Source organism: Thalassolituus alkanivorans, assembly GCF_020447205.1.
Classification (GTDB): Bacteria; Pseudomonadota; Gammaproteobacteria; order Pseudomonadales; family Oceanobacteraceae; genus Venatoribacter; species Venatoribacter alkanivorans.
In genome coordinates this window covers 41,640-63,225 of record NZ_JAJAEL010000008.1, presented here as the reverse complement: position 1 = coordinate 63,225, position 21,586 = coordinate 41,640, and the positions used below count along the sequence as shown (strand labels likewise).

Sequence of the window (21,586 nt, the reverse complement as noted above, 5' to 3'; positions counted from 1 at the left end):
AGATGCGAATAGGCCTGACTATATCAGCACCTGCGCGCCTCGTCACGGCTGGCGGTATGGGCTTTGCAGCAGGTTAACGCTGGCAGGCCGGGCAATAAACCGTCGCCCGCTGGCCCTGGCGGATTTCTTTCAGCACGCTGCTGCACACCTTGCATTGTTCACCGCCACGGCCGTAAACAAAAAGCTGCTGGGCAAAGTAACCCGGCTTACCATCGCCACCAACGAAATCACGCAGAGTCGTGCCGCCCTGTTCAATCGCCCGCGCCAGCACCTGTTTAATTTCGCTGACCAGACGCTCATAGCGCGCCAGGCTGATTTTCCCGGCTGCCGTCGCCGGACGAATACCGGCCAGAAACAGGCTCTCGTTGGCGTAAATATTACCGACGCCGACCACCACCTTACCGTCCATCACAAAGGTTTTGATCGCCTGACTTTTGCCACGGGAACGGCGGAACAGATACTCGGCGGTAAAGTCATCGGATAAGGGTTCTGGCCCGAGGTGGGTTAAATGATCGCTGTCGGTTCCGGGCTCAATCCACAGCAAAGCGCCAAAACGGCGCGGATCGTGGTAACGCAGCACTTTGCCATTACCCAGCTGCCAGTCGATATGATCGTGTTTACCAGCCGGCGCAGAGGGCTCGACCAGACGCAGCGAACCCGACATGCCCAGATGCCAGATCGCGGTGCCGATATCGGTCTCCACCAGAATGTACTTCGCCCGGCGACTCAGACCACGCACAGTCTGGCCTTCCAGCAGTTTTAATTCATCCACCACCGGCCAGCGCAGCTGTGGCTGGCGCACCACCACACGCTCAATACGCTGATTCAGCAGCCAGGGTTCAATACCGCGCTTGGTGGTTTCGACTTCAGGTAGTTCAGGCATAAGGATGTCAGACGTCTGAGTAAAAACGCGATTATGCCAGAAGAGAGAAAGATGAGGCGAAGCAAGCACAGTCCGCAGGATGGCCGCCTGGTTACTCGTGACGGATGCGGACATCAAAGCACAGCAGGAGCAGTGCTTAACGTGCGCAGCACGGCCCGCAGGGTGGCCGCCATGGATGGCGGCCATAAAAAAACCCGGCACAGGCCGGGTTCTTTTCAAGCGAAAGAAGCTTACTTAATTTTGGCTTCTTTATACATCACGTGCTGACGGATCACAGGATCAAATTTTTTGATCTCCATTTTCTCAGGCATGGTGCGCTTGTTTTTGTCAGTGGTGTAGAAGTGACCGGTACCGGCACTAGACACTAAACGGATCTTATCGCGTGGCATAACAGGTCTCCTTAGACTTTTTCGCCGCGTGCACGCAGTTCTGCCAGAACAGCATCGATACCTTTCTTATCGATGATGCGCATACCTTTGGTAGAAATACGCAGACGCACAAAACGGTTTTCGCTTTCTACCCAGAAACGGTGCTGTTGCAGGTTAGGCAGAAAACGGCGCTTGGTTTTAATGTTTGAGTGGGAAACGTTATTCCCGGTTACAGGACCTTTACCTGTAACTTGGCAAACCTTAGACATTGATCTCGCCCCGATTTTTAACTGTATCGAACAAATTGGAAATTCGTTACCAACCGTGGGCGTTCGTCATCAAAATCTTGATTCGCGACGGCCCTGGCTGAAAAGAGTTGCGCTTTATACCAAAACGCCCCGGCCGTCGCAAGCGAAAGCTTATTTTTTATACGAATGGCAGGCGCGCCCGCAGATTATATCCAGCCGCGTTCAGCAAAGGATACACAGTACCCGTCACCCACTACCAGATGATCCAGCACGCGGATATCCACCAGCCCCAGTGCCTGCTGTAAGCGGTCGGTCAGCGCCCGGTCTGCGTGACTGGGTTCGGCCACACCGGACGGATGATTGTGCGCCAGTATCACGGCGGCGGCGCCATGGCTCAGCGCCAGCTTAACCACTTCACGCGGATACACCGCCGCGCCGTCGATGGTGCCGCGGAACAGCTCGTGGTATTTCAGTACCCGGTGCTGATTATCCAGCAACAGACAGGCAAACACTTCATGATCACGGTCACGCAGCTGAGCCAGCAGATACTGCCGGGTCAGATCAGGACTGGTTAAGGCATCACCACGGGCCAGTTGCTCCGCCAGGTGTCGCCGCGCCATTTCCAGCACCGCCTGCAACTGGGCATATTTGGCACTGCCAAGGCCCAGCGGTTTACAGAATGCGGTTAAATCGGCGGTCAGCAGGGCGCGCAGACTGCCGAATTCCTGCAGCAGCTCACGCGCCAGATCGACGGCACTTTTGCCTTTTACCCCGGTACGCAGAAAAATTGCCAACAGCTCGGCATCCGACAAACTGCCGGCGCCCTGCGCCAACAGTTTTTCCCTTGGCCGCTCAGCGCTGGGCCAGTCACATATCGCCATCCCTACCTCCCTGCAGGTCTGTGATTTACTGAGTCATAAGTCTGACAACCGCACTCCGCTGCGTTGCAGACTTGTCATACGCTTCCTTATATACTCAGGCTCATTCTAGTCAGCGTGAAACCAGCCATGCAACAACTCTGTAATAAGCGTATTTTGCTCGGAATCACCGGTGGGATTGCCGCCTATAAAGCCGCCGAACTGGTGCGGATTCTGAAGAAAGCCGGAGCCGAAGTGCGGGTTGTTATGACCGCCGGCGCCATGGAATTCATTACTCCCCTGACCCTGCAGGCCTTATCCGGTAACCCGGTACATCACGCTCTGCTCGACCCGGAAGCCGAAGCCGGCATGGGCCATATCGAGCTGGCCAAGTGGGCAGACCTGCTGCTGGTAGCCCCGGCATCGGCCAACTTTATTGCCCGCCTGACCCAGGGTTCCGGCGATGACTTGCTGACCACCATCTGCCTGGCAACCGAGGCTCCAATAGCTCTGGCTCCGGCGATGAATCAGGCGATGTGGCGTGAACCTATTACTCAGGCCAATATCGCCCGCCTGACCGACCTTAAAGGTAGCAAACTGCATATGTTTGGCCCCGCCGAAGGCGTACAGGCCTGTGGCGATGTCGGCCCCGGCCGCATGCTGGAGCCGGAGCAGATTGCCGCCCACGCCGCAGATCTGTTTGAAACCGGTCTGCTGGCCGGGCTGGAAGTCGTTATCACTGCCGGTCCAACCCGCGAAGCCATCGACCCGGTGCGTTATATCTCCAATCACAGTTCCGGCAAGATGGGCTACGCCATTGCTGCTGCCGCCCGTGATGCCGGCGCCAGAGTAACGCTGATCAGCGGTCCGGTGGTGATTCCGGCACCGGAACGCGTCAACTGCGTACGTACCGAAAGCGCCCGCGATATGCTGGATGCTTCACTGGCCATGCTTGGTCGCTGCAATATTTTTATCGCCGCGGCAGCGGTCGCCGACTACCGGCCGATGACCGCCGCTCACCAGAAGATCAAAAAATCAGCTGACAGCATGGAACTGACGCTGGTGAAAAACCCCGACGTGGTCGCCACCGTGGCCGCCCACGAACTGCGTCCCTTTACCGTGGGCTTTGCGGCAGAAACTCAGGATGTGGATGTCTACGCCCGCGATAAGCTGGTGCGTAAGAATCTCGACATAATTGTCGCCAATGACGTTTCCCTGAGCGAAATCGGCTTTAACAGCGACCAGAATGCCGTCACTGTTTTCTGGGCAGAAAACCAGCAGAGCTTTGCCCAGATGAGCAAGCAGGCGCTGGCGCGCGAACTGGTCGAGCTGATTGCACACCGCTATCAGCAGACCCAGACACAAAAAATCTCTTAATGCGGACAGAATGACAATGCAAAAGTTACAGGTAAAAGTACTGGATGAACGTCTGGGCAACAGCATCCCACTGCCGGAATACGCAACCACCGGCTCCGCCGGACTGGATCTGCGCGCCTGTCTGGATGCGCCCCTGACCCTGCATCCGGGTGAAACTCAGCTTATCCGTACCGGTCTGGCAATCTATATTGAAGATCCGGGTCTGGCTGCCATGATTCTGCCGCGCTCCGGCCTCGGCCATAAACACGGCATCGTACTGGGCAATCTGGTTGGTCTGATCGACTCTGATTATCAGGGCGAGCTGATGGTCAGCTGCTGGAACCGTGGCAAAGACAGCTTCACCATCGATGTCGGCGAACGTCTGGCGCAGCTGGTGCTGGTGCCTGTTGTACAGGCAGAATTCGAGATTGTGGAGCAGTTTGAAACCACCGAGCGTGGCGCCGGCGGTTTTGGCCATTCCGGGCGCAGCTGAAGCGCCGCACAATCTGCTTGCCTCATACAACAATAAATCAGGGGTAGTGCACAGCCCCGGCCGAAAGGAAGCAACATGAGAACAAAAGCCCGCACGCCCAAACGTACCATCGTCTTTTACAGCCGCCTCACCATCTGGCTGGCGCTGCTGTTTATTGCCGGCGGGCTTTCTTTTCAGAGTATTCAGGTCAACCTGTTTACCCAGTCTGATGTTGACCGTGCCTTTGCCGATGCGATGGCCGAGCAGATGGCACACTCGCTCAGCACCCGTCTGCAGGACACCCGCCGCCTGCAGACAGCGGCCAGTCGCCACCCGCTGACCGTACGCGCACTGGAAGAAAACGATCCGGCCTGGAAGGCAACCCTGCGCCAGTTTTTATCCGGCGTATCCTCATTGCAGCTGATCCGCCGGGAAGATGCGATGGGCCTGCAGAGCAGCCACGGCTATGCCGTACAGGAACTGGTCAGCCGTACTCTCAGTGGTGCCGATATGCGCCTTGAGGCCGTACAGCGCAATGGCAGCCTGCATTTCTACTGGGCTTCACCTATCCGCAATGAACAAAACCAGATCGCCGGCGTGTTACTGGCCGAATATGGCTCAGGCTGGCTGTCGCAGTTTCAGTCCGGCACCAGCCAGACCATGGGACAGATTGTGGTTAACCAGTTTGTCGACAATGACCGCAGCCGTGGCCTGGAGATTTTCCGTATCGGCCAGGAAGTCAAACGCGCCGGCACTATTGTCACCAAGCCAATTAATGATTACTGGTATCTGACCTACATTCCTTCTGACGAGCGCCCGCAACTTGAGCTGGTGCCACTGGCTACGCCCTGGCTCATCGTGCTGGTCGCGACCTTTGTCGGCCTGTTTGTGCTGGTCGGCATGCAGAAGCGCGACATTCTGCGCAACCAGCTGAAGCTGCTGACCTATGTGCGTAACCTCAGCCGCAAAGGCATTGATGAGCAGCCGGTATTTACCCTGGCGCTGTTCCACGAACTGGCGGTCAGTATGCAACACCTGATCAATACCGTACGCCCTGATGTCACCGACAATGGCAAAGCGAATGGCAACAGCCGCGAGCGTCAGGAAATCGCCCTGGAACAGCCAAAGAAGATCACCACCGTCAGCAACGCCAAACGCCAGACACTGCCGGAACTGATGGTCGAAGAAGTTGAACACGAGCACCCGATCGAAGTGGCGCAGGGTATTTTCCGCGCTTACGACATCCGCGGCATCGTCGGTCAGGATCTGACCGGAGATACCTGCTACTGGATCGGCCGCGCGCTGGGGGCTGAAGTACAGGAACGCGGCTTCAGCAAAATCAGCCTTGCCTGGGATGGCCGGGAATCCAGCCCGCAGCTGGCAGCACAGCTGCAGCTCGGTCTGAATGACAGCGGCTGCCATGTGATCCGCCTTGGCGCACAGCCAACCGGCCTGCTCTATTTCGCCACCCATGAGCTGGATACGCCATGCGGCGTTGTCGTGACCGGCAGCCATAATCCATCGGAGTTTAACGGCCTGAAAATCGTTATCGACCAGCATACCCTGGCGCAGGATGAACTGATGGCGCTGTACCACCGCATCATGCGCCGCGACCTGCCACAAGGGTCTGGCCAGACCGAAGAGCGTGAGCTGGCGGACACCTATCTGCAGCGTATCGAGGGCGACGTGCAGCTCGCCCGCAGCATGAAGATTGTGATTGATGCCGGCAATGGTATCGCCGGCCCTCTGGCCGAAAAACTGATGGCCATGATCGGACTGGAGGCCGAATGCCTATTCTGCGACGTCGACGGCCGCTTCCCGAATCATCACCCGGACCCAAGCCAGCCAAAAAATCTTCAGGCGTTACAGGATGCGGTTAAAGCTCATAACGCCGATCTGGGCCTGGCGTTTGACGGTGATGGCGACCGTGTGGCACTGGTTGATAATAACGGCAAGATTATCTGGCCGGACCGCCTGCTGATGTTGCTGGTTGACGATATTCTGCCGCGTAATCCCGGCCGCGATGTTATCTATGACGTGAAGTCTTCGCGCCATCTGGCTTCACTGATCAGCCGCCATGGTGGCCGCCCGACCATGTGGAAAACCGGCCACTCGCTGATGAAGCGCAAGATGCAGGAGCTCAATGCCGTGGTCGGCGGTGAGTTCAGTGGCCACTTCTATATTCAGGACCGCTGGTACGGCTTTGACGATGGCCTCTACGCCGCCGTCCGTTTGCTGGAGATTATCAGTCAGAGAAATCTGCCGGTGGATCAGCTGTTTGCCGCCCTGCCGGAAGATGTCAGTACGCCGGAGATCACCATCGACTGCGATGATGTGCGCAAATTCAGCCTGCTGCAGGAGCTCTCCGCCGACAGCGAACTGACTGCCGGCGCACGGGTATTCAGCACCGACGGTCTGCGCATCGAGTTTGCCGACGGCTGGGGGCTGATCCGGCCGTCCAATACCACGCCCAAGCTGACCCTGCGCTTTGCCGGTAACAATGCCGAAGCCATTGCCCGGATTCAGCAACGAATGAAGCAGGCACTTACCCGCCACGCGCCGGAACTCAAGGTTCCGTTCTGAGAAAGACGTCAATTCCCGTTGGCAGGGGCGCGCCGTATAACGTTATAATGCGGCGCGGTACATCAGGCTGCTGAGCGATGCCGCAGCCTGCCCGACCGTTTCTTATTTATCCGCTCATCAAGGAGCCAGACCATGCCATTGTCGCGTGACAGCGCCATGAATACCGCCAAAGTTCTCAGTGAAGCCCTGCCTTATCTGCAGCGTTTCGTCGGCAAAACCATCGTCGTTAAATACGGCGGCAACGCCATGATCGACGAAGACCTGAAGAACAGCTTTGCGCGCGATATGGTGATGCTGAAACTGATCGGTATTAACCCGATTGTGGTGCATGGCGGCGGCCCTCAGATCGGCGACCTGCTCAACAAACTGAATATCGAAAGTAAGTTTGTGAATGGTATGCGCGTCACCACCGGCGAAACCATGGACGTGGTGGAGATGGTACTCGGCGGTTTGGTGAACAAAGACATCGTCAACCTGATCAACCAGAACGGCGGCAAGGCCATTGGCCTGACCGGTAAAGACGGCCAGCTGCTGCACGCGAAAAAGCTGCACGTTACCAAGAGCTCCCCAGAGCTGGAAAAACCTGAAATCATCGATATCGGCCATGTCGGCGAAGTATCGCGCATCAACACCCAGGTGCTGGATATGCTGACCAACAGTGACTTTATTCCGGTGATTGCGCCAATCGGTGTTGGCGAAGACGGTGCTTCTTACAACATCAACGCCGATCTGGTAGCCGGTAAAGTGGCAGAAGTATTACGCGCCGAAAAACTGATCCTGCTGACCAATATTGCCGGCCTGATGGATAAAGAAGGCAAGGTACTGACCGGCCTGTCCACCAAACAGGTGGATGATCTGATCGCCGACGGCACCATCTATGGCGGCATGCTGCCGAAGATTCAGTGCGCCCTGGATGCCGTACACGCAGGTGTAACCAGCGCCCATATCATCGACGGCCGGGTTGCTCACTCAACCTTACTCGAACTGTTCACCGACGAAGGTGTTGGTACCCTGATCACCAACCGCCGCAGCTGAGGAAGGTTACATGACTGAGACCGCCGACAAGCTGTCACGACGCGATCAGATTCTGCAGGCGCTGGCGCATATGCTGGAAACCAATCCCGGCGCCCGTATCACCACCGCCAGCCTGGCAAAAGCCGTGGGCGTTTCGGAAGCGGCGCTGTATCGCCACTTCCCGTCCAAGGCAAAGATGTTCGAAGGCCTGATCAGCTTTATCGAAGAAGCGGTGTTCTCCCGGGTCAGCCGTATCCTGCAGGATTTTGAGCAGGCCGATCAGCGCTGCGAACGGACCCTGACACTGGTACTGACCTTCGCCGAGAAGAATCCGGGCATGTGCCGACTGTTATCCGGCGATGCACTGTCCGGTGAAACCGAACGTCTGCGCCAGCGCATTCAGCAGTTCTTTGAACGTATTGAAATGCAGTTCAAACAGATCCTGCGTGAAGCCGAAATGCGCGAAGGCAAAGTGCCGCTGCAGACCATCAGTGCGGCTGCCAATCTGCTCACCGCCGTACTGGAAGGCCGTATCCGCCAGTATGTACGCACCGAGTTTGACACCCGTCCGACCCAGTACTGGGACGAGCAGTGGCAGCTGCTGCAACCGCTGTTGCTGCGCGAAAAAAACCTTACCAGCCTGACGGTGTAAACCGCAGGCAAAAAAATCCCGGGACATGCCCGGGATTTTTTTAATCTTTTTTGCCTTCCAGCTCGCGGTCGACTTTATCCAGATCGACATCGTCATCCAGCGTACCGGCCGGGTAAACCTGCAGAATGCGCACACGCTCGTATTGCTCAGCAAAATCGCGGGTACTCTCTTTCATTTCCTGCTGACGCGCCTTGATGTTGCCTTCGCTGTCACGGATACCATTCTGCAACTGCACAATTTCAAGGCGCATATCGGCAGGAACCTCCTGACCACGGCGCTCAATATTGGCTGCCTGCGCCTGAGATTTTTCCAGTTTCTGTTCCAGATCAACAATGCGCCGGCGTTGCAGCTGAATGTAGGAGTCGATTTCATCGGCTTTGCGCTGCCGCGCACGCTCCACATCCGAAGGCTTGGCATACAGACGCAGCAGATCCAGATCCAGCTTGCGCTGGGCAGTAATAGCATCCTGACGGGCTTTTTTCGCAGCTTCTTCAGCGCGACGTTGCGCCAGCTCTTCTGCGGTCGGAGCCGGAGCAACGGTTTTCACCACCATGCCGCTGCTGTTCAGTACTTCGTAACCCAGATGACTGTACTCGGTGGGAATATGATCTTTAACCACCACACGGCCATCGACAGTGAAACGATACAGCTTGTTAGCAAAGCTTGGACCCGAGGCCAGTAAGCAAACAACGGCAAACAGCCCAACCAGTGGCTTCATTGTTACAACACTCCTTTTGGTGCGCTTTATACCCGCACTTTTTTACTCAACCCCGTAACGATCGCGGTAAGCACTGATAGCGGCGGCATACTGCGCCAGCTCTGGTTTTTCAGATACATAATCCAGCACCTGATTCAGACCCACGATGCTGATCACTTTCATGCCGAAGTCACGCTCAACTTCCTGAATGGCTGACAGCTCACCCTGACCTTTTTCCTGGCGGTCCAGGGCAATCAGGGCAGCGGCCGGCGTTGCACCTTCTGCGGCGTTAATCATAGCCATGACTTCACGGATAGCCGTACCGGCGGTAATAACATCGTCTACGATAAGTACACGGCCGGTCAGCGGTGCGCCGACAAGGTTACCGCCTTCGCCGTGGGTTTTGGCTTCTTTACGGTTAAAAACGTAAGGCATGTCTTTGTTGTAGTGGTCAGCCAGCGCCACCGACAGAGTCGCGGCCAGTGGAATACCCTTATAAGCCGGGCCAAAGACCACATCGTAGTCAACACCGGACGCTTCCAGTGCTGCCGCATAAAAACGTCCAAGCTTGGCCAGCGCGGCACCGCTGTTAAACAGGCCGGCATTAAAAAAATAAGGACTGACCCGGCCGGATTTCAGGGTAAATTCGCCAAATTTGAGTACACCCTGAGCGATGGCGAATTCGATAAATTCTTTCTGATACGTCTGCATACGAAACCTGAGATTCAACCGCCAGCACAGGCCGGCAAAATAGTTCGGACGGAAGGGAGAAATACCGGCAATGCGTGACCAGAAGCACAACATTCTCGCCCATATTTACCCGCTTTCCAAAGGATGCGGTATGATACACGCTTCACCAGTTGGGAACCATGTATGAGGATTATCAGTTTACACGTCAACGGCCTGAAACAAGCGGTCGAAAAAGGGCTGTATACCTGGCTGCAAACCGCGCAGGCTGATGTGGTTGCCATTCAGGGGTTACTGGCCAAGGAATACCAGCTGCCTGATTCCGTCGTGTATCCCGATGGTTACAACGCCTATTTCTTCGATGCCGAAGCCGATAACTATTCCGGTGTGGCCATCCTCACCCGTGAAGTGCCGAAAGCCATTATGACCGGCCTGGCATTCCCGCAGTGCGATATGCAGGGGCGCTTTATTCAGGCGGATTTCGACCATGTCAGCGTTGGCTCCATCCTGTTCCCGACGGTTGATGAACACAACACCCTGGAAGATAAACTGGCCTTCCAGAAATCCTTCCTGGAGCATCTGAACAAAACCCGGCGCAAACGCCGCGAGTTTATTTTCTGCGGCAACTTTGAAGCGGCGCATAAAACCGTTGATCTGGCCGACTGGCAGAGCAATCAGGACACACCGGGCTTCCTGCCGGAAGAACGCGCCTGGTTCGATCAGATGTTTGGCCCGGCCGGCTACGTCGATGCCTTCCGCGAAGCCAATTTCGGCGAGAACCAGTTTACCTGGTGGCCGGACGCCGAAAGCGCGCGCCGCAATCAGCACGGCTGGCGTAAGGATTATCAGATCTGCACTCCGGGCATCCGTCAGTTTGTGGTGGAAGCCAAGCTCGATACCAACCTGCGTTTTGGTGATCACGCCGCGGTCATGGTGGAATACGAGTTCGACGAAGACTGACAACCCGCACAACTGACAGACAATAAAAAAGGCGCCACCGGCGCCTTTTTTAGTGCTGCAGACTGATCACTGCAACGATCAGCCAGCCAGCGCTTCTTTCTGTTTCGCGCTCAGCTCACCGATGGCTTTCTGTGCCAGTGCCAGCATGGCGTTCAGCTCATCCGGTGTGAAGGCTTCACCTTCGGCGGTGCCCTGAATTTCCACGAAACCACCGTTCTCGGTCATGATCACGTTCAGATCGGTTTCCGCCGTGGAGTCTTCGGCGTAATCCAGATCCAGCACCGCTTCACCGTTGTAGATGCCCACAGAGACGGCCGCAATCATCTGCTTCAGCGGCTCACCTTTTACTTTGCCTTTGGCTTTCAGCCAGTTAATGGCATCGACCAGCGCCACACAGGCACCGGTAATAGAGGCGGTACGGGTGCCGCCGTCGGCCTGAATCACATCACAGTCGATGGTGATGGTGTTTTCGCCCAGCGCCGTCAGATCAATAGCGGCACGCAGGCTGCGGCCGATCAGGCGGGAAATTTCCACGGTACGGCCCTGTTGTTTGCCTTTGGCCGCTTCACGGATCATGCGCGAGCCGGTCGAACGCGGCAGCATGCCGTATTCCGCCGTCACCCAGCCCTGACCTTTTCCGCGCAGAAACGGCGGCACGCTGGTTTCAACCGACGCGGTACAAATCACTTTGGTGTCGCCGAATTCCACCAGTACAGAACCTTCGGCATGTTTGGTGAAATTGCGGGTAATGCGCACATCACGCAGCTGATCGGTTGTACGGCCACTGGGTCTCATAAGCGGAATCCTTGAATCTGATATTGAGTAAAGGCCGGCATTATAGCGGCAAAAAGCCCCAGCCCTTACAATGCAGGGGAATTTATTAACGCGAGAGACTTATGGTTTTCAGTATGACGGCCTTTGCCCGTGCCGGCAGCGAATGCCCGCAGGGACGTTTTACCTGGGAAATCCGCTCGGTGAACAGCCGCTACCTGGAACTGCACTTCCGCCTGCCGGATGCTTTCCGCGATCTGGAACCGGCCCTGCGCGAGCGCCTGAAAAAATCCCTCAGCCGCGGCAAAGTCGAATGCGCACTGCGCTTTCAGCCGTTACAGGGCGAAAACAAACTCAGCGTTAACCACGAACTGGTACACGAGCTGAACCGTGCCGCCGATGAGGTGCATGCCATCATCGGCCCCGGCAACGCCATGAATGTGCTTGAAGTGCTGGCCTGGCCCGGCGTAATCAGCAGTGCGGAAACCGACGGCAAAGCACTGCAACAGGCGGCACTGCAGGCGTTCGACGATTGCCTGCGCAGCAGTTGCGATGCCCGGGCACGGGAAGGTGAAGAACTGGCCGCACTGATCCGCCAGCGACTGGAAAAAATGCAGCAGATTGTTGCCAGCGTTGCTGCAGCGATGCCCCAGGCACTGGCCGCCCAGCGCCAGCAGCTGGAAGATAAAATCGCCGAACTGAATATCACCCTCGACAGCAGCCGGCTGGAAACCGAAATGGTTTTACTGGCACAAAAAGCCGATGTCGCCGAAGAACTCGACCGCCTGAACACCCATATTCAGGAAGTCGGCCGCATTCTCAGCCAGGACGAACCCATCGGCCGCCGCCTCGATTTTATGATGCAGGAGCTGAATCGCGAGGCGAATACGCTATCCTCTAAATCACTGACTACCAGCATTACCCAGGCCGCCGTCGACCTGAAAGTGCTGATCGAACAAATGCGTGAGCAGGTACAGAACATTGAATAACCCAACCCCAACGTCCGGCCAGAACAGCGAGCTTCCTATGATTGGTACCCTGTTTATCTTCTCAGCTCCGTCCGGTGCCGGTAAAACCAGTCTGGTGAAAGCCCTGCTGCAATCCACCGGCTATATCGGCATGTCCGTATCCCACACCACCCGCGCGCCGCGTCCGGGCGAAGTGGATGGCAAAGATTATCACTTCGTATCCGTGGCCGAGTTTCAGGACATGGTCAGCCGTGGCGCCTTTCTTGAGCACGCGCAGGTATTCGATAACTTCTACGGCACCTCACAGGAATGGGTCGAATCCGAGCTTTCCGCCGGTCGTGATGTGATTCTGGAAATCGACTGGCAGGGCGCGCAACAGGTCCGTCACCTGATGCCGGATGCCGTCAGCGTATTTATTGCACCGCCGTCTATTGCGGCGTTGCGTGAGCGCCTGCAGAAGCGCGGTCAGGACAGCGAAGACATTATCGAACGCCGCATGCGCGATGCGCGTAACGAGATGAGCCACTACGGTGAATACAACTATCTGATTATTAACGATAATTTTGAAAATACCGTCGAAGAGCTGCGTGCCATCGTGATTGCCCGCCGCCATCGTCTGAGCGCCCAGCAGGTGCGCCACGAAGATGTGCTGCAGGAATTACTGAACGGCTGATCACGCCCGGAGCCCGCTGGCCTCTTCCCTTGCCGGCGGATTCCGCTACAATACCCGGTTCCACCGAATTCATCTGATTCCACAGGATATCCCATGGCACGCGTTACCGTAGAAGATTGCTTAACCAACGTTGATAACCGCTTTGAACTGGTCATGCTGGCCACCAAACGTGCCCGCCAGATCGCGGTACAGGGTGCCGAGCCACTGGTTGCGGAAGAAAACGACAAGCCAACCGTACTGGCTCTGCGTGAAATCGCTGAAAACCTGGTAACGCCAACCACCATGGCCGCCCAGGAAGAAGCCGCACGAGCGGAACAGTACTAAGCAGACCCAGCCTGAGGTTCTGCTTAAGTGCCCACCATTGATGCCTTATCGGAGCGGCTTTCCCACTATCTGAGCAACCCTCAGATTCAGCAGGTCAGCCGCGCCTATTACTACGCCGAACAAGCCCACGATGGTCAGCGCCGTCGCAGCGGCGAGCCTTATATCATCCATCCGTTAGCGGTCGCCAACATCCTGGCCGACATGCATCTCGACCATCAGAGCCTGATGGCCGCCATGCTGCACGATGTGATTGAAGACACCGGCGTACCCAAAACCGCTCTGGCAAAACAGTTCGGCGATATCGTCACCGATCTGGTTGATGGTGTGTCCAAGCTCACCAATATTCACTTCGAAAGCAAAGAACACCAGCAGGCCGAAAACTTCCAGAAGATGGCCATGGCCATGGCCAAAGACATCCGCGTCATTCTGGTAAAACTCGCCGACCGCCTGCACAACCTGCGCACTCTGGGCTCGCTGAAGCCCGAAAAGCGCCGCCGTATCGCCAAAGAAACCCTCGATATCTACGCCCCTATCGCCAATCGCCTGGGTCTGAACAGTATCCGCGTGGAGATGGAAGAGCTGTGTTTCGAAGCCATGTATCCGATGCGCTCAGAGATGATCCGCAAAGCGGTAAAGGCAGCGCGCGGTCACCGTTCTGAGATTGTGAATAACATCGCCACCGCAGTGCGCAACCGCCTCACCGAGGTGGGTATCAGCGCCCGGGTGGTTGGCCGTGAAAAGCATCTGTTCAGCATTTACAGCAAGATGCGTGATCAGCGTAAATCGCTGACCGATATTATGGATGTCTACGGTTTCCGCATCATCGCCGACTCCGTCGATTCCTGTTACCGCATCCTCGGCGCCATGCACAGTCTGTATAAGCCGATTCCGGGGCGCTTCAAAGACTATATCGCCATTCCCAAAACCAACGGTTACCAGTCGCTGCACACCACGCTGATCGGTATCGGTGGTGTGCCGATTGAAATTCAGATCCGCACCGAAGAAATGGAAGCCATGGCCAACCATGGTATTGCTGCCCACTGGTTGTATAAGTCGGAAAGCGATCAGGCCAGCGGCACCCAGCGTGCACGGCAGTGGGTGCAGAACCTGCTCGAGCTGCAGAAAAACGCCGGCAGCCCGCTGGAGTTTGTTGAGCACGTTAAAGTCGATCTTTTCCCGGATGAGATTTACGTGTTCACGCCAAAAGGCAAAATTCTCGAATTACCGTCCGGCTCCACCGCCATCGATTTTGCTTACGCGGTGCATACCGATGTGGGCAACCACTGCATCGCCTGCCGTATTAACCGCCAGCTGGCACCACTGAGTGCACGTCTGCAGAACGGTCAGACCGTGCAGATTGTGACCGCACCGGGCGGCCAGCCGAATCCGGCCTGGCTCAACTTTGTGGTCACCGGCAAGGCGCGCTCCAATATCCGTAATTACCTCAAGAGCCAGCGCCGCTCCGAATCGGTGGCACTGGGTGAGCGTCTGCTGAATAAAGCGCTGAATGCGCTGGGTAAAACGCTGGAAGATATCGACCAGCAGCATATTGATCTGGTGCTGCGTGAAACCGGCCTCGATGAACTCGGCGACCTGCTTGAAGATATTGGTGCCGGTAACCGTATGGCGCCACTGCTGGCACGTCGCCTGCTGGTTGCCAATAAAGAATCCGACATCGATCTGGAATCGGTTGAACAATCACCGCTGGCGATTAAAGGCACCGAAGGCCTGGTGGTGAATTTTGCCAAATGCTGCAGCCCGATTCCCGGCGACCCGATTATTGGTTACGTCAGTTCCGGCCGTGGTCTGGTGATTCATACCGAAAGCTGTAAAAACGTCGAAGAATTCCGCGATAACCCGGAAAAATGCGTCATTCTCAGCTGGGACAAAGACATCGACAGCGAATTTACCGTCGACCTTAAAGTCTATCTGGAAAACCGCCGTGGCATCGTCGCCGAACTGGCCAGCGCCATTACCCAGGCCGAAGCCAATATCGAAAAAATCAGTGTGGAAGAACGCGATGCCCGCCTCAGCGTTACCCATCTGAGTCTCAGCGTGCATGGCCGTAAACATCTGGCCCGCGCGATCCGCCGCCTGCGCAATATCCGCGGCGTAAATAAAATTGTCCGCAGTAAAAATTAAGGATTGTTATGAGCCGCGAAATCATCGCTACAGAAAAAGCCCCGGCCGCTATCGGCACCTATTCCCAGGCTGTTAAAGTCGGAAAAACCGTTTACCTGTCCGGGCAGATTCCGCTGGTACCGGAAACCATGGAAATGGTTGAAGGCGATATCGAAGCACGCATTCATCAGGTATTTAAAAACCTGAGCGCAGTATGTGAAGCCGCCGGCGGTTCTCTGCAGCAGATTGCCAAGCTGAATATTTTCCTGACCGATCTGGGCAACTTCGCCACCGTTAATAAAGTGATGGCGGAATACTTTGAGCAGCCATACCCGGCCCGCGCTGCGGTCGGGGTGGCACAGCTACCACGCGATGCCGGTGTGGAAATGGACGGCGTACTGGAACTCGACTGAGTTTCTTTGCTGCATAAAAAAAGCGCTCACTGAGCGCTTTTTTTATGGCCGTTAACCGCAGACTAGATCAGCCCCATCTCGGTCAGCAGCTGGTCATAGCCTTCGCGATAATTGCTGAATTTAAAATCGTAACCCAGCTCACGCAGACGCTTATTTGAACAGCGACGGTTAGCACGGCGTGAGGCTTCCGGCACATCGTGATCCGGTTCCACATCACCGATACGGTCTTTCATCCACTCCAGCACATCAAACAGTGTGGCCGGTTCATCGTCGGTGGCCAGATAAATATCATCCAGCGGTTTATCCGTCAGTGCCCGTTCAATCAACAACTGCAATACACCCAGACAATCATCACGGTGAATACGGTTAGTCCACACCGGTGGTTCCGGATCACAGTGGCTGCCCTGCCGTGCCTGCTCAATCATGCGGGTGCGGCCGGGACCATAAATGCCGGTAAAGCGCACAACGGTGCCAGGCAGTTTATCGTTCAGCAGCGCCTGCTCAGCGGCCAGCATTTCTTTACCGGCGAAGCTGCCGGGTTTGGTTTCACTGGTTTCATCGACCCATTCGGCGTTCATCTGGTGATAAACACTGGAACTGGAAACAAAGAACGCACGTTTCAGCTTCTGGCCTTTCAGCGCCCGCAGCACATTACGCAATCCTTTGTAGTAATAATCGTGGTAGCCCTCTTTCGAAAACACCGGAGAAGCCACGCTGTAAACCAGGATATCCAGATCCTCAGGTAACGCCTGCAGCGTTTCTGAGTCCGCCACATCGGCCTGAATCAGGCCAATACCGTCACCGATTGGTTTATCGGAGCGGCGGACACCCCATACCTGATGCCCGTCAGCATGCAGCCGCTGAGCCAGATTACCGCCAATATCTCCTGCCCCCACAATCAGAATCCGAGCCATGTAATTCTCCTCTTGCGCTCAGTCTGGTGCAGCCCTCTGGGCCGCGCATTCATTGTTATTTTAGCCAAGTGACAGCATTCAGCCCCCACGGGCTTTATTCACCCGGATTTAATAGGTAAGCTAAATCAATTTTCCGGCACCCATACAAGGTAACAATTAAGGAACCCTTATGACGCTGACCGAACTCAAGTACATCGTGACTCTTGCCCAGGAACGTCATTTTGGCCGGGCGGCGGAAAAGTGCTTTGTCAGCCAGCCGACGCTGAGCGTAGCGATAAAAAAACTGGAAAGCGAGTTAGACATTGCGATATTTGAACGCAGCAAAAGCTCGGTCACCGTTACGCCGCTTGGTGAGCGCATCGTTACCCAGGCGCAAAGGGTGCTGGAAGAAGCCCGCACCATCCGCGAACTGGCCAGTGCCGGCAAGGATCAGCTCAGTACACCGCTGAAGCTTGGCGCTATTTTCACCATCGGGCCTTACCTGTTTCCCCATTTGGTGCCGCAGATTCACCAGCAGGCGCCAACCATGCCACTGTATCTGGAAGAGAACTACACCGGCGTACTGCGCCGCCAGCTGCGTGACGGTGAACTGGATGCCATCATCGTCGCCCTGCCCTTTACCGAAGCCGATGTGCTGACCCGGCCGCTGTACGACGAAAACTTCGTCGTGGTGCTGCCGAAAAACCACCCCTGGTGCAAACAGAAAAGCATTGAAGCCGAACAACTGGCCGATGAAGATCTGCTGATGCTGGGCGAAGGCCACTGCTTCCGTGATCAGGTATTCGAACACTGCCCGGCGCTGGCGCGTAAGCATCACACCCGCCTCGGCAGCGTGCTCGAAGGCAGCTCGCTGGAAACCCTGAAGCATATGGTTGCCACCGGGCTCGGCATTACCGTGCTGCCGGAGTCGGCGGTCAGCAATCTCGACCAGAATCTGGTGACCACGCGTCCGTTCAAAGCTCCGGCCCCCTTCCGTACCGTGGCACTGGCCTGGCGTGCCAGCTTCCCGCGCGGTCAGGCCATCGACCTGTTGCTGAGCACCGCCCGTCAGTGCCGTCTGGAACCCTGAGGGCAGGTAACGCGTGGCAAAACTCAGCCAGATCACCGAGCTGAAAGGCGTCGGCCCGAAACTGGCCGAACAGCTGCATAAACTACAGATCCGCAGTCTGGCGGATCTGTTTTTCCACCTGCCTTTCCGCTACGAAGACCGCAGCCAGATCACCCCGATCGGCGCCCTGCAACCGATGCGCCCGGCGGTGATTCAGGGCGAAGTGCGCGGCGCCACCGTGTTGTTTGGCAAACGCCGCAGCCTGCTGGTGAAACTGCAGGACCACAGCGGTGTCATCAGCCTGCGCTTCTATCATTTCAGCGCCGCGCAGAAAAATCAGTTCAGCACCGGCACCACGATCCGCTGCTACGGCGAACCGCGCCGTGGCGCCAGCGGGCTGGAGCTGTATCACCCGGAATACACCCGGCTGGAAGAAGGCCTCGATTTACCGCTGGAGCCGAGCCTGACGCCGGTTTACCCAGCCACCGATGGCATCAGCCAGCAGCGCCTGCGCTTGCTGCATGAGCAGGCGCTGGAGCTGCTGAAAGCCGATCAGGTCGATCTGACCGATCTGCTGCCCGCCGCCTGGCTGCAGCAGTGGCGCCTGCCAACGCTGAAGGACGCCCTGCTGTTTCTGCATACGCCACCACGGGAAACCAATCTGGCATTGCTCGAAAGCGGCCAGCACCCGGCGCAGAAACGCCTGATACTGGAAGAACTCCTCGCCCACCAGCTGTCTTTGCATAAATTACGCGCACAGGTTCAGGCCGACGAAGCTCCGGCCATCCACAGCGATAAAACCCTGCAGCGGGCGTTACTGCAGCAGCTGCCCTTTACCCCGACCGGCGCCCAGCAACGGGTGGTGAGCGAAATCGAACAGGATCTGACCCAGCCTTACCCTATGCTGCGTCTGGTGCAGGGCGATGTCGGCTCCGGCAAAACCCTGGTTGCCGCCCTCGCAGCCTGCGATCTGCTGCAGGCCGGTTTTCAGGTGGCGCTGATGGCGCCGACCGAAATTCTCGCCGAACAGCACCTCAACAACCTCTCCGGCTGGTTTGAACCTCTGGGCATCAGGCTTGGCTGGCTGGCCGGCAAGGTCAAAGGCAAAGCGCGCGAGCGCTCGCTGGCGGAGATTGCCAGCGGTGAAGCGCAACTGGTGGTCGGCACTCACGCGCTGTTTCAGGACGATGTGCATTTCGCCCGGCTGGGGCTGATTATCATCGACGAGCAGCACCGCTTTGGCGTGCATCAGCGCCTGTCGTTGCGGGAAAAAGGGGTGGCGCAGAAGTTATCGCCACACCAGCTGATCATGACCGCCACACCGATTCCGCGCACACTGGCGATGAGTGCTTACGCCGATCTGGACACCTCGGTGATCGACGAGTTGCCTCCCGGCCGCAGCCCGATTACCACCGTCGCGATCGGCGAGCAGCGCCGCCCGGAAGTGATTGAGCGGGTCAATGGCGCCTGTGCGGAAGGTGCACAGGCTTACTGGGTCTGCACCCTGATTGAAGAAAGCGAAGCTTTGCAGTGTCAGGCAGCGGAGAACACCGCACAGGAGCTGGCCGAAGCCTTACCGCACCTGCGTATCGGCCTGGTACACGGGCGCATGAAAGCCGCCGAGAAAGCCGACATCATGGCGCGCTTTAAAGCCCATGAGCTGGATCTGCTGGTTGCCACCACGGTGATCGAGGTTGGCGTCGATGTACCCAACGCCAGCCTGATGATTATCGAAAACCCCGAACGCCTGGGTCTGGCACAGCTGCACCAGTTGCGCGGCCGGGTCGGGCGGGGCAGTGCCAAGAGTCACTGCGTACTGCTGTATAAAGCACCGCTGTCGTTCACCAGCAAACAGCGTCTGCAGGTGATGCGTGACAGCCAGGATGGTTTCTATATTGCCGAACAGGATCTGCAGATCCGCGGCCCCGGCGAGCTGCTGGGCACGCGCCAGACCGGCTTGCAGATGCTGCGCGTCGCCGATCTGCAGCGCGATGGCGATCTGCTGCCACAGGTACGCGATATGGCCCAGCAACTGTGGACGCTGCACCCGCACACGGTCGAACCCCTGATTCAGCGCTGGCTGGGCGACGCCGAACGTTTCGCCAACGTCTGATTTCTCGGCTTTTACCACTGGTCGGAATCATGACCTCAATCACGCTCTCTGCCGCAGCAGATGCAGAAGGCTGGTCTATAGTTATCTCCACCCCTAAACGATCAGCAAACGGATTTCACCATGGCCATCCCTGCCACCGTAATGAAAGTACTGGACGACTGGCACATTGATTACAGCCTGACCGACGACGAGGAGCTGTTCCACCTTATGCAAAGCAATCCACCGGCCTCCTACTCTGCCAAAGTTGCCAATGTCGTTTTCCTTAAGGACGATCTGGGCAAGGTGCAGGTTGTGATCCCCGGCAACCGCATGCTCGACCTGAATCAGCTGGCACATCAACTCGGCCGGCAATTTACTGCGCTGTCCGCCACCGAGCTGGAACGCCTGAAAAAACAGCACGGTCTGGATGAGTTTCCGGCCCTGCCACAGGTCACCAAGCTGGAGAGTCTGGTCGATGATTCCCTGTTACTGCAGAACGAGCTGTTTATCGTCTCAGGAGCCGGTCACGAGTGGCTGAAGGTGCCGATGGAGCAATTCCGCAACCTCACCACCAGCTCGCGCATCGGCAGCTATACCGCACCGCTGATGACCGACATTCACTACAACGATCCGCAGCAGGATCTGGAAGATGTGCATGCCGCCATCCGCCAGTTCACTCCACTGCGTATCAAACAACGTCTGGCCGAAACCCTCGACCTGCCGCCGCTGCCGGAAACCGCACGGCGCATTATCGAATTGCGTGTCGACCCCAATGCCGATACCACTTCACTGGCGCAGGCCGTTGAGCTTGATCCGGGCATGTCGGCACAGGTGGTAAGCTGGGCCCGTTCGCCTTACTACGGCGTGCGCGGCGAGATCAAAACCGTGGAAGAAGCGGTGATCCGCGTGCTGGGCTTCGATCTGGTCATCAATCTGGCGCTGGGTCTGGCACTGGGCCGCACCCTGTCAGTCCCGAAAGAAGGCCCGCATGGCTATGCTCCTTTCTGGCAACAGGCGGTGGTAACTGCGGCACTGTGCGGCGAGCTGGCCAAGCTGATGCCCGCCCGTCATCGTCCCAGTCAGGGGCTGGCGTACCTGTGCGGCCTGCTGCATAACTTTGGTTTCCTGATTCTGGGCCATGTATTTCCGCCACAGTTTTCGCTGGTTAACCGCCATATCGAAGCTAACCCGCATATCAACCGCTTCTACGTTGAGCGCCATTTGCTGGGCCTGACCCGGGAACAGATTTCCGCCTGTCTGCTGCAGCAATGGCGTATGCCGGAAGAACTGGTGACCGCCATGCGTCAGCAGCACAACCCTTACTACGAAGGCGAGCATGCCGACTATGCCCGCCTGCTGTATGTTGCGACCCGCAGCCTGCGCCGCCACGGTTTTGGTGACGGCCCGTTCGAGCAGCCGGAAGACTTCCTGCTGGATACCTTATTCCTGCGCGCAGACAGCGTGGATGAAGTAACGGTGAATCTG

The 21,586-nt window shown here is 57.0% G+C and carries 22 protein-coding genes; 14 read left to right on the top strand and 8 right to left on the bottom strand.

Annotated elements, in window-relative coordinates; translation table 11 throughout:
* Positions 1-73: 73 nt before the first annotated feature.
* The 4 genes from mutM to radC all read right to left on the bottom strand — a co-directional run bounded on the left by mutM (position 74) and on the right by radC (position 2,380).
* Positions 74-883, bottom strand: a complete 810-nt coding sequence (gene mutM / locus LGT44_RS05840; protein ID WP_230332179.1) for a bifunctional DNA-formamidopyrimidine glycosylase/DNA-(apurinic or apyrimidinic site) lyase — start codon at positions 881-883, stop codon at positions 74-76.
* Between the two features lie 230 nt (positions 884-1,113).
* A complete protein-coding gene (rpmG, locus tag LGT44_RS05835; RefSeq protein WP_145467589.1) occupies positions 1,114-1,272 on the bottom strand; it encodes a 50S ribosomal protein L33 in 159 nt (52 codons plus the stop codon).
* Between the two features lie 11 nt (positions 1,273-1,283).
* Complete coding sequence (gene rpmB / locus LGT44_RS05830; RefSeq protein ID WP_145467587.1) at positions 1,284-1,520, bottom strand: 50S ribosomal protein L28; 237 nt, start codon at positions 1,518-1,520, stop codon at positions 1,284-1,286.
* Positions 1,521-1,705: 185 nt separating this feature from the next.
* Positions 1,706-2,380 carry a RadC family protein gene (gene radC / locus LGT44_RS05825; protein WP_230332180.1) on the bottom strand — a complete coding sequence of 225 codons (675 nt, stop codon included), beginning with the start codon at positions 2,378-2,380 and terminating at the stop codon, positions 1,706-1,708.
* 126 nt (positions 2,381-2,506) lie between these two features.
* Between radC and coaBC the strand changes: the two genes are divergently transcribed.
* From coaBC to slmA, 5 genes are all read left to right on the top strand, one after another.
* Positions 2,507-3,733 (top strand): bifunctional phosphopantothenoylcysteine decarboxylase/phosphopantothenate--cysteine ligase CoaBC, encoded by a 1,227-nt coding sequence (gene coaBC / locus LGT44_RS05820; RefSeq protein ID WP_230332181.1) that lies wholly within the window; start codon positions 2,507-2,509, stop codon positions 3,731-3,733.
* Positions 3,734-3,749: 16 nt separating this feature from the next.
* Entirely contained in the window at positions 3,750-4,205 is a 456-nt protein-coding gene (gene dut, locus LGT44_RS05815) for a dUTP diphosphatase (protein WP_222428499.1), read from the top strand.
* Between the two features lie 75 nt (positions 4,206-4,280).
* Entirely contained in the window at positions 4,281-6,767 is a 2,487-nt protein-coding gene (locus tag LGT44_RS20110) for a phosphomannomutase/phosphoglucomutase (protein WP_328296336.1), read from the top strand.
* Between the two features lie 132 nt (positions 6,768-6,899).
* A complete protein-coding gene (gene argB, locus LGT44_RS05805; protein WP_145467576.1) occupies positions 6,900-7,802 on the top strand; it encodes an acetylglutamate kinase in 903 nt (300 codons plus the stop codon).
* A gap of 10 nt (positions 7,803-7,812) precedes the next feature.
* Positions 7,813-8,433, top strand: a complete 621-nt coding sequence (gene slmA / locus LGT44_RS05800) for a nucleoid occlusion factor SlmA (protein ID WP_145467573.1) — start codon at positions 7,813-7,815, stop codon at positions 8,431-8,433.
* 40 nt (positions 8,434-8,473) lie between these two features.
* Here the strand turns inward: slmA and LGT44_RS05795 are convergent, their stop codons facing one another.
* Together LGT44_RS05795 and pyrE are read right to left on the bottom strand one after the other, a co-directional pair.
* Positions 8,474-9,151 (bottom strand): hypothetical protein, encoded by a 678-nt coding sequence (locus LGT44_RS05795; RefSeq protein ID WP_230332182.1) that lies wholly within the window; start codon positions 9,149-9,151, stop codon positions 8,474-8,476.
* 42 nt (positions 9,152-9,193) lie between these two features.
* On the bottom strand, positions 9,194-9,841 hold the full coding sequence (gene pyrE, locus LGT44_RS05790) for an orotate phosphoribosyltransferase (protein WP_145467570.1): 648 nt from the start codon (positions 9,839-9,841) through the stop codon (positions 9,194-9,196).
* A gap of 162 nt (positions 9,842-10,003) precedes the next feature.
* Here pyrE and LGT44_RS05785 point away from each other — a divergent pair, with 162 nt between their 5' ends.
* Complete coding sequence (locus tag LGT44_RS05785; RefSeq protein ID WP_145467568.1) at positions 10,004-10,777, top strand: exodeoxyribonuclease III; 774 nt, start codon at positions 10,004-10,006, stop codon at positions 10,775-10,777.
* 78 nt (positions 10,778-10,855) lie between these two features.
* Here the strand turns inward: LGT44_RS05785 and rph are convergent, their stop codons facing one another.
* Entirely contained in the window at positions 10,856-11,572 is a 717-nt protein-coding gene (rph, locus tag LGT44_RS05780; RefSeq protein ID WP_145467566.1) for a ribonuclease PH, read from the bottom strand.
* A 113-nt stretch (positions 11,573-11,685) separates the two neighbouring features.
* On the opposite strand from rph, the gene LGT44_RS05775 reads away from it, so the two are divergent.
* The 5 genes from LGT44_RS05775 to LGT44_RS05755 all read left to right on the top strand — a co-directional run bounded on the left by LGT44_RS05775 (position 11,686) and on the right by LGT44_RS05755 (position 16,047).
* Entirely contained in the window at positions 11,686-12,537 is an 852-nt protein-coding gene (locus LGT44_RS05775) for a YicC/YloC family endoribonuclease (protein ID WP_230332183.1), read from the top strand.
* 37 nt (positions 12,538-12,574) lie between these two features.
* Positions 12,575-13,189, top strand: coding sequence for a guanylate kinase (gmk, locus tag LGT44_RS05770; protein WP_230332213.1), 615 nt, complete (start codon positions 12,575-12,577; stop codon positions 13,187-13,189).
* A 93-nt stretch (positions 13,190-13,282) separates the two neighbouring features.
* A complete protein-coding gene (gene rpoZ / locus LGT44_RS05765) occupies positions 13,283-13,513 on the top strand; it encodes a DNA-directed RNA polymerase subunit omega (protein WP_145467562.1) in 231 nt (76 codons plus the stop codon).
* Between the two features lie 27 nt (positions 13,514-13,540).
* Complete coding sequence (spoT, locus tag LGT44_RS05760; protein ID WP_230332184.1) at positions 13,541-15,655, top strand: bifunctional GTP diphosphokinase/guanosine-3',5'-bis pyrophosphate 3'-pyrophosphohydrolase; 2,115 nt, start codon at positions 13,541-13,543, stop codon at positions 15,653-15,655.
* A gap of 8 nt (positions 15,656-15,663) precedes the next feature.
* Positions 15,664-16,047, top strand: coding sequence for a RidA family protein (locus LGT44_RS05755; protein ID WP_145467558.1), 384 nt, complete (start codon positions 15,664-15,666; stop codon positions 16,045-16,047).
* A gap of 62 nt (positions 16,048-16,109) precedes the next feature.
* Here LGT44_RS05755 and LGT44_RS05750 read toward each other — a convergent pair whose 3' ends face one another.
* Positions 16,110-16,961: an SDR family oxidoreductase gene (locus tag LGT44_RS05750; RefSeq protein ID WP_230332185.1), complete on the bottom strand. Its 852-nt coding sequence runs from the start codon at positions 16,959-16,961 to the stop codon at positions 16,110-16,112.
* Positions 16,962-17,130: 169 nt separating this feature from the next.
* Between LGT44_RS05750 and LGT44_RS05745 the strand changes: the two genes are divergently transcribed.
* The 3 genes from LGT44_RS05745 to LGT44_RS05735 all read left to right on the top strand — a co-directional run.
* Positions 17,131-18,030 (top strand): hydrogen peroxide-inducible genes activator, encoded by a 900-nt coding sequence (locus LGT44_RS05745; RefSeq protein WP_145467553.1) that lies wholly within the window; start codon positions 17,131-17,133, stop codon positions 18,028-18,030.
* Positions 18,031-18,043: 13 nt separating this feature from the next.
* A complete protein-coding gene (gene recG / locus LGT44_RS05740) occupies positions 18,044-20,122 on the top strand; it encodes an ATP-dependent DNA helicase RecG (protein ID WP_225691204.1) in 2,079 nt (692 codons plus the stop codon).
* Between the two features lie 120 nt (positions 20,123-20,242).
* On the top strand, positions 20,243-21,586 hold a 1,344-nt coding region (locus tag LGT44_RS05735; RefSeq protein ID WP_230333536.1), incomplete at its 3' end, for an HDOD domain-containing protein.

What these genes read in the sequence shown, in the direction of transcription:
- mutM (WP_230332179.1), bottom strand. Translation starts at nt 883, where the DNA reads ATGCCTGAACTACCTGAAGTCGAAACCACCAAGCGCGGTATTGAACCC.
- rpmG (WP_145467589.1), bottom strand. Translation starts at nt 1,272, where the DNA reads ATGCCACGCGATAAGATCCGTTTAGTGTCTAGTGCCGGTACCGGTCAC.
- rpmB (WP_145467587.1), bottom strand. Translation starts at nt 1,520, where the DNA reads ATGTCTAAGGTTTGCCAAGTTACAGGTAAAGGTCCTGTAACCGGGAAT.
- radC (WP_230332180.1), bottom strand. Translation starts at nt 2,380, where the DNA reads ATGGCGATATGTGACTGGCCCAGCGCTGAGCGGCCAAGGGAAAAACTG.
- coaBC (WP_230332181.1), top strand. Translation starts at nt 2,507, where the DNA reads ATGCAACAACTCTGTAATAAGCGTATTTTGCTCGGAATCACCGGTGGG.
- dut (WP_222428499.1), top strand. Translation starts at nt 3,750, where the DNA reads ATGCAAAAGTTACAGGTAAAAGTACTGGATGAACGTCTGGGCAACAGC.
- LGT44_RS20110 (WP_328296336.1), top strand. Translation starts at nt 4,281, where the DNA reads ATGAGAACAAAAGCCCGCACGCCCAAACGTACCATCGTCTTTTACAGC.
- argB (WP_145467576.1), top strand. Translation starts at nt 6,900, where the DNA reads ATGCCATTGTCGCGTGACAGCGCCATGAATACCGCCAAAGTTCTCAGT.
- slmA (WP_145467573.1), top strand. Translation starts at nt 7,813, where the DNA reads ATGACTGAGACCGCCGACAAGCTGTCACGACGCGATCAGATTCTGCAG.
- LGT44_RS05795 (WP_230332182.1), bottom strand. Translation starts at nt 9,151, where the DNA reads ATGAAGCCACTGGTTGGGCTGTTTGCCGTTGTTTGCTTACTGGCCTCG.
- pyrE (WP_145467570.1), bottom strand. Translation starts at nt 9,841, where the DNA reads ATGCAGACGTATCAGAAAGAATTTATCGAATTCGCCATCGCTCAGGGT.
- LGT44_RS05785 (WP_145467568.1), top strand. Translation starts at nt 10,004, where the DNA reads ATGAGGATTATCAGTTTACACGTCAACGGCCTGAAACAAGCGGTCGAA.
- rph (WP_145467566.1), bottom strand. Translation starts at nt 11,572, where the DNA reads ATGAGACCCAGTGGCCGTACAACCGATCAGCTGCGTGATGTGCGCATT.
- LGT44_RS05775 (WP_230332183.1), top strand. Translation starts at nt 11,686, where the DNA reads ATGACGGCCTTTGCCCGTGCCGGCAGCGAATGCCCGCAGGGACGTTTT.
- gmk (WP_230332213.1), top strand. Translation starts at nt 12,575, where the DNA reads ATGATTGGTACCCTGTTTATCTTCTCAGCTCCGTCCGGTGCCGGTAAA.
- rpoZ (WP_145467562.1), top strand. Translation starts at nt 13,283, where the DNA reads ATGGCACGCGTTACCGTAGAAGATTGCTTAACCAACGTTGATAACCGC.
- LGT44_RS05755 (WP_145467558.1), top strand. Translation starts at nt 15,664, where the DNA reads ATGAGCCGCGAAATCATCGCTACAGAAAAAGCCCCGGCCGCTATCGGC.
- LGT44_RS05750 (WP_230332185.1), bottom strand. Translation starts at nt 16,961, where the DNA reads ATGGCTCGGATTCTGATTGTGGGGGCAGGAGATATTGGCGGTAATCTG.
- LGT44_RS05745 (WP_145467553.1), top strand. Translation starts at nt 17,131, where the DNA reads ATGACGCTGACCGAACTCAAGTACATCGTGACTCTTGCCCAGGAACGT.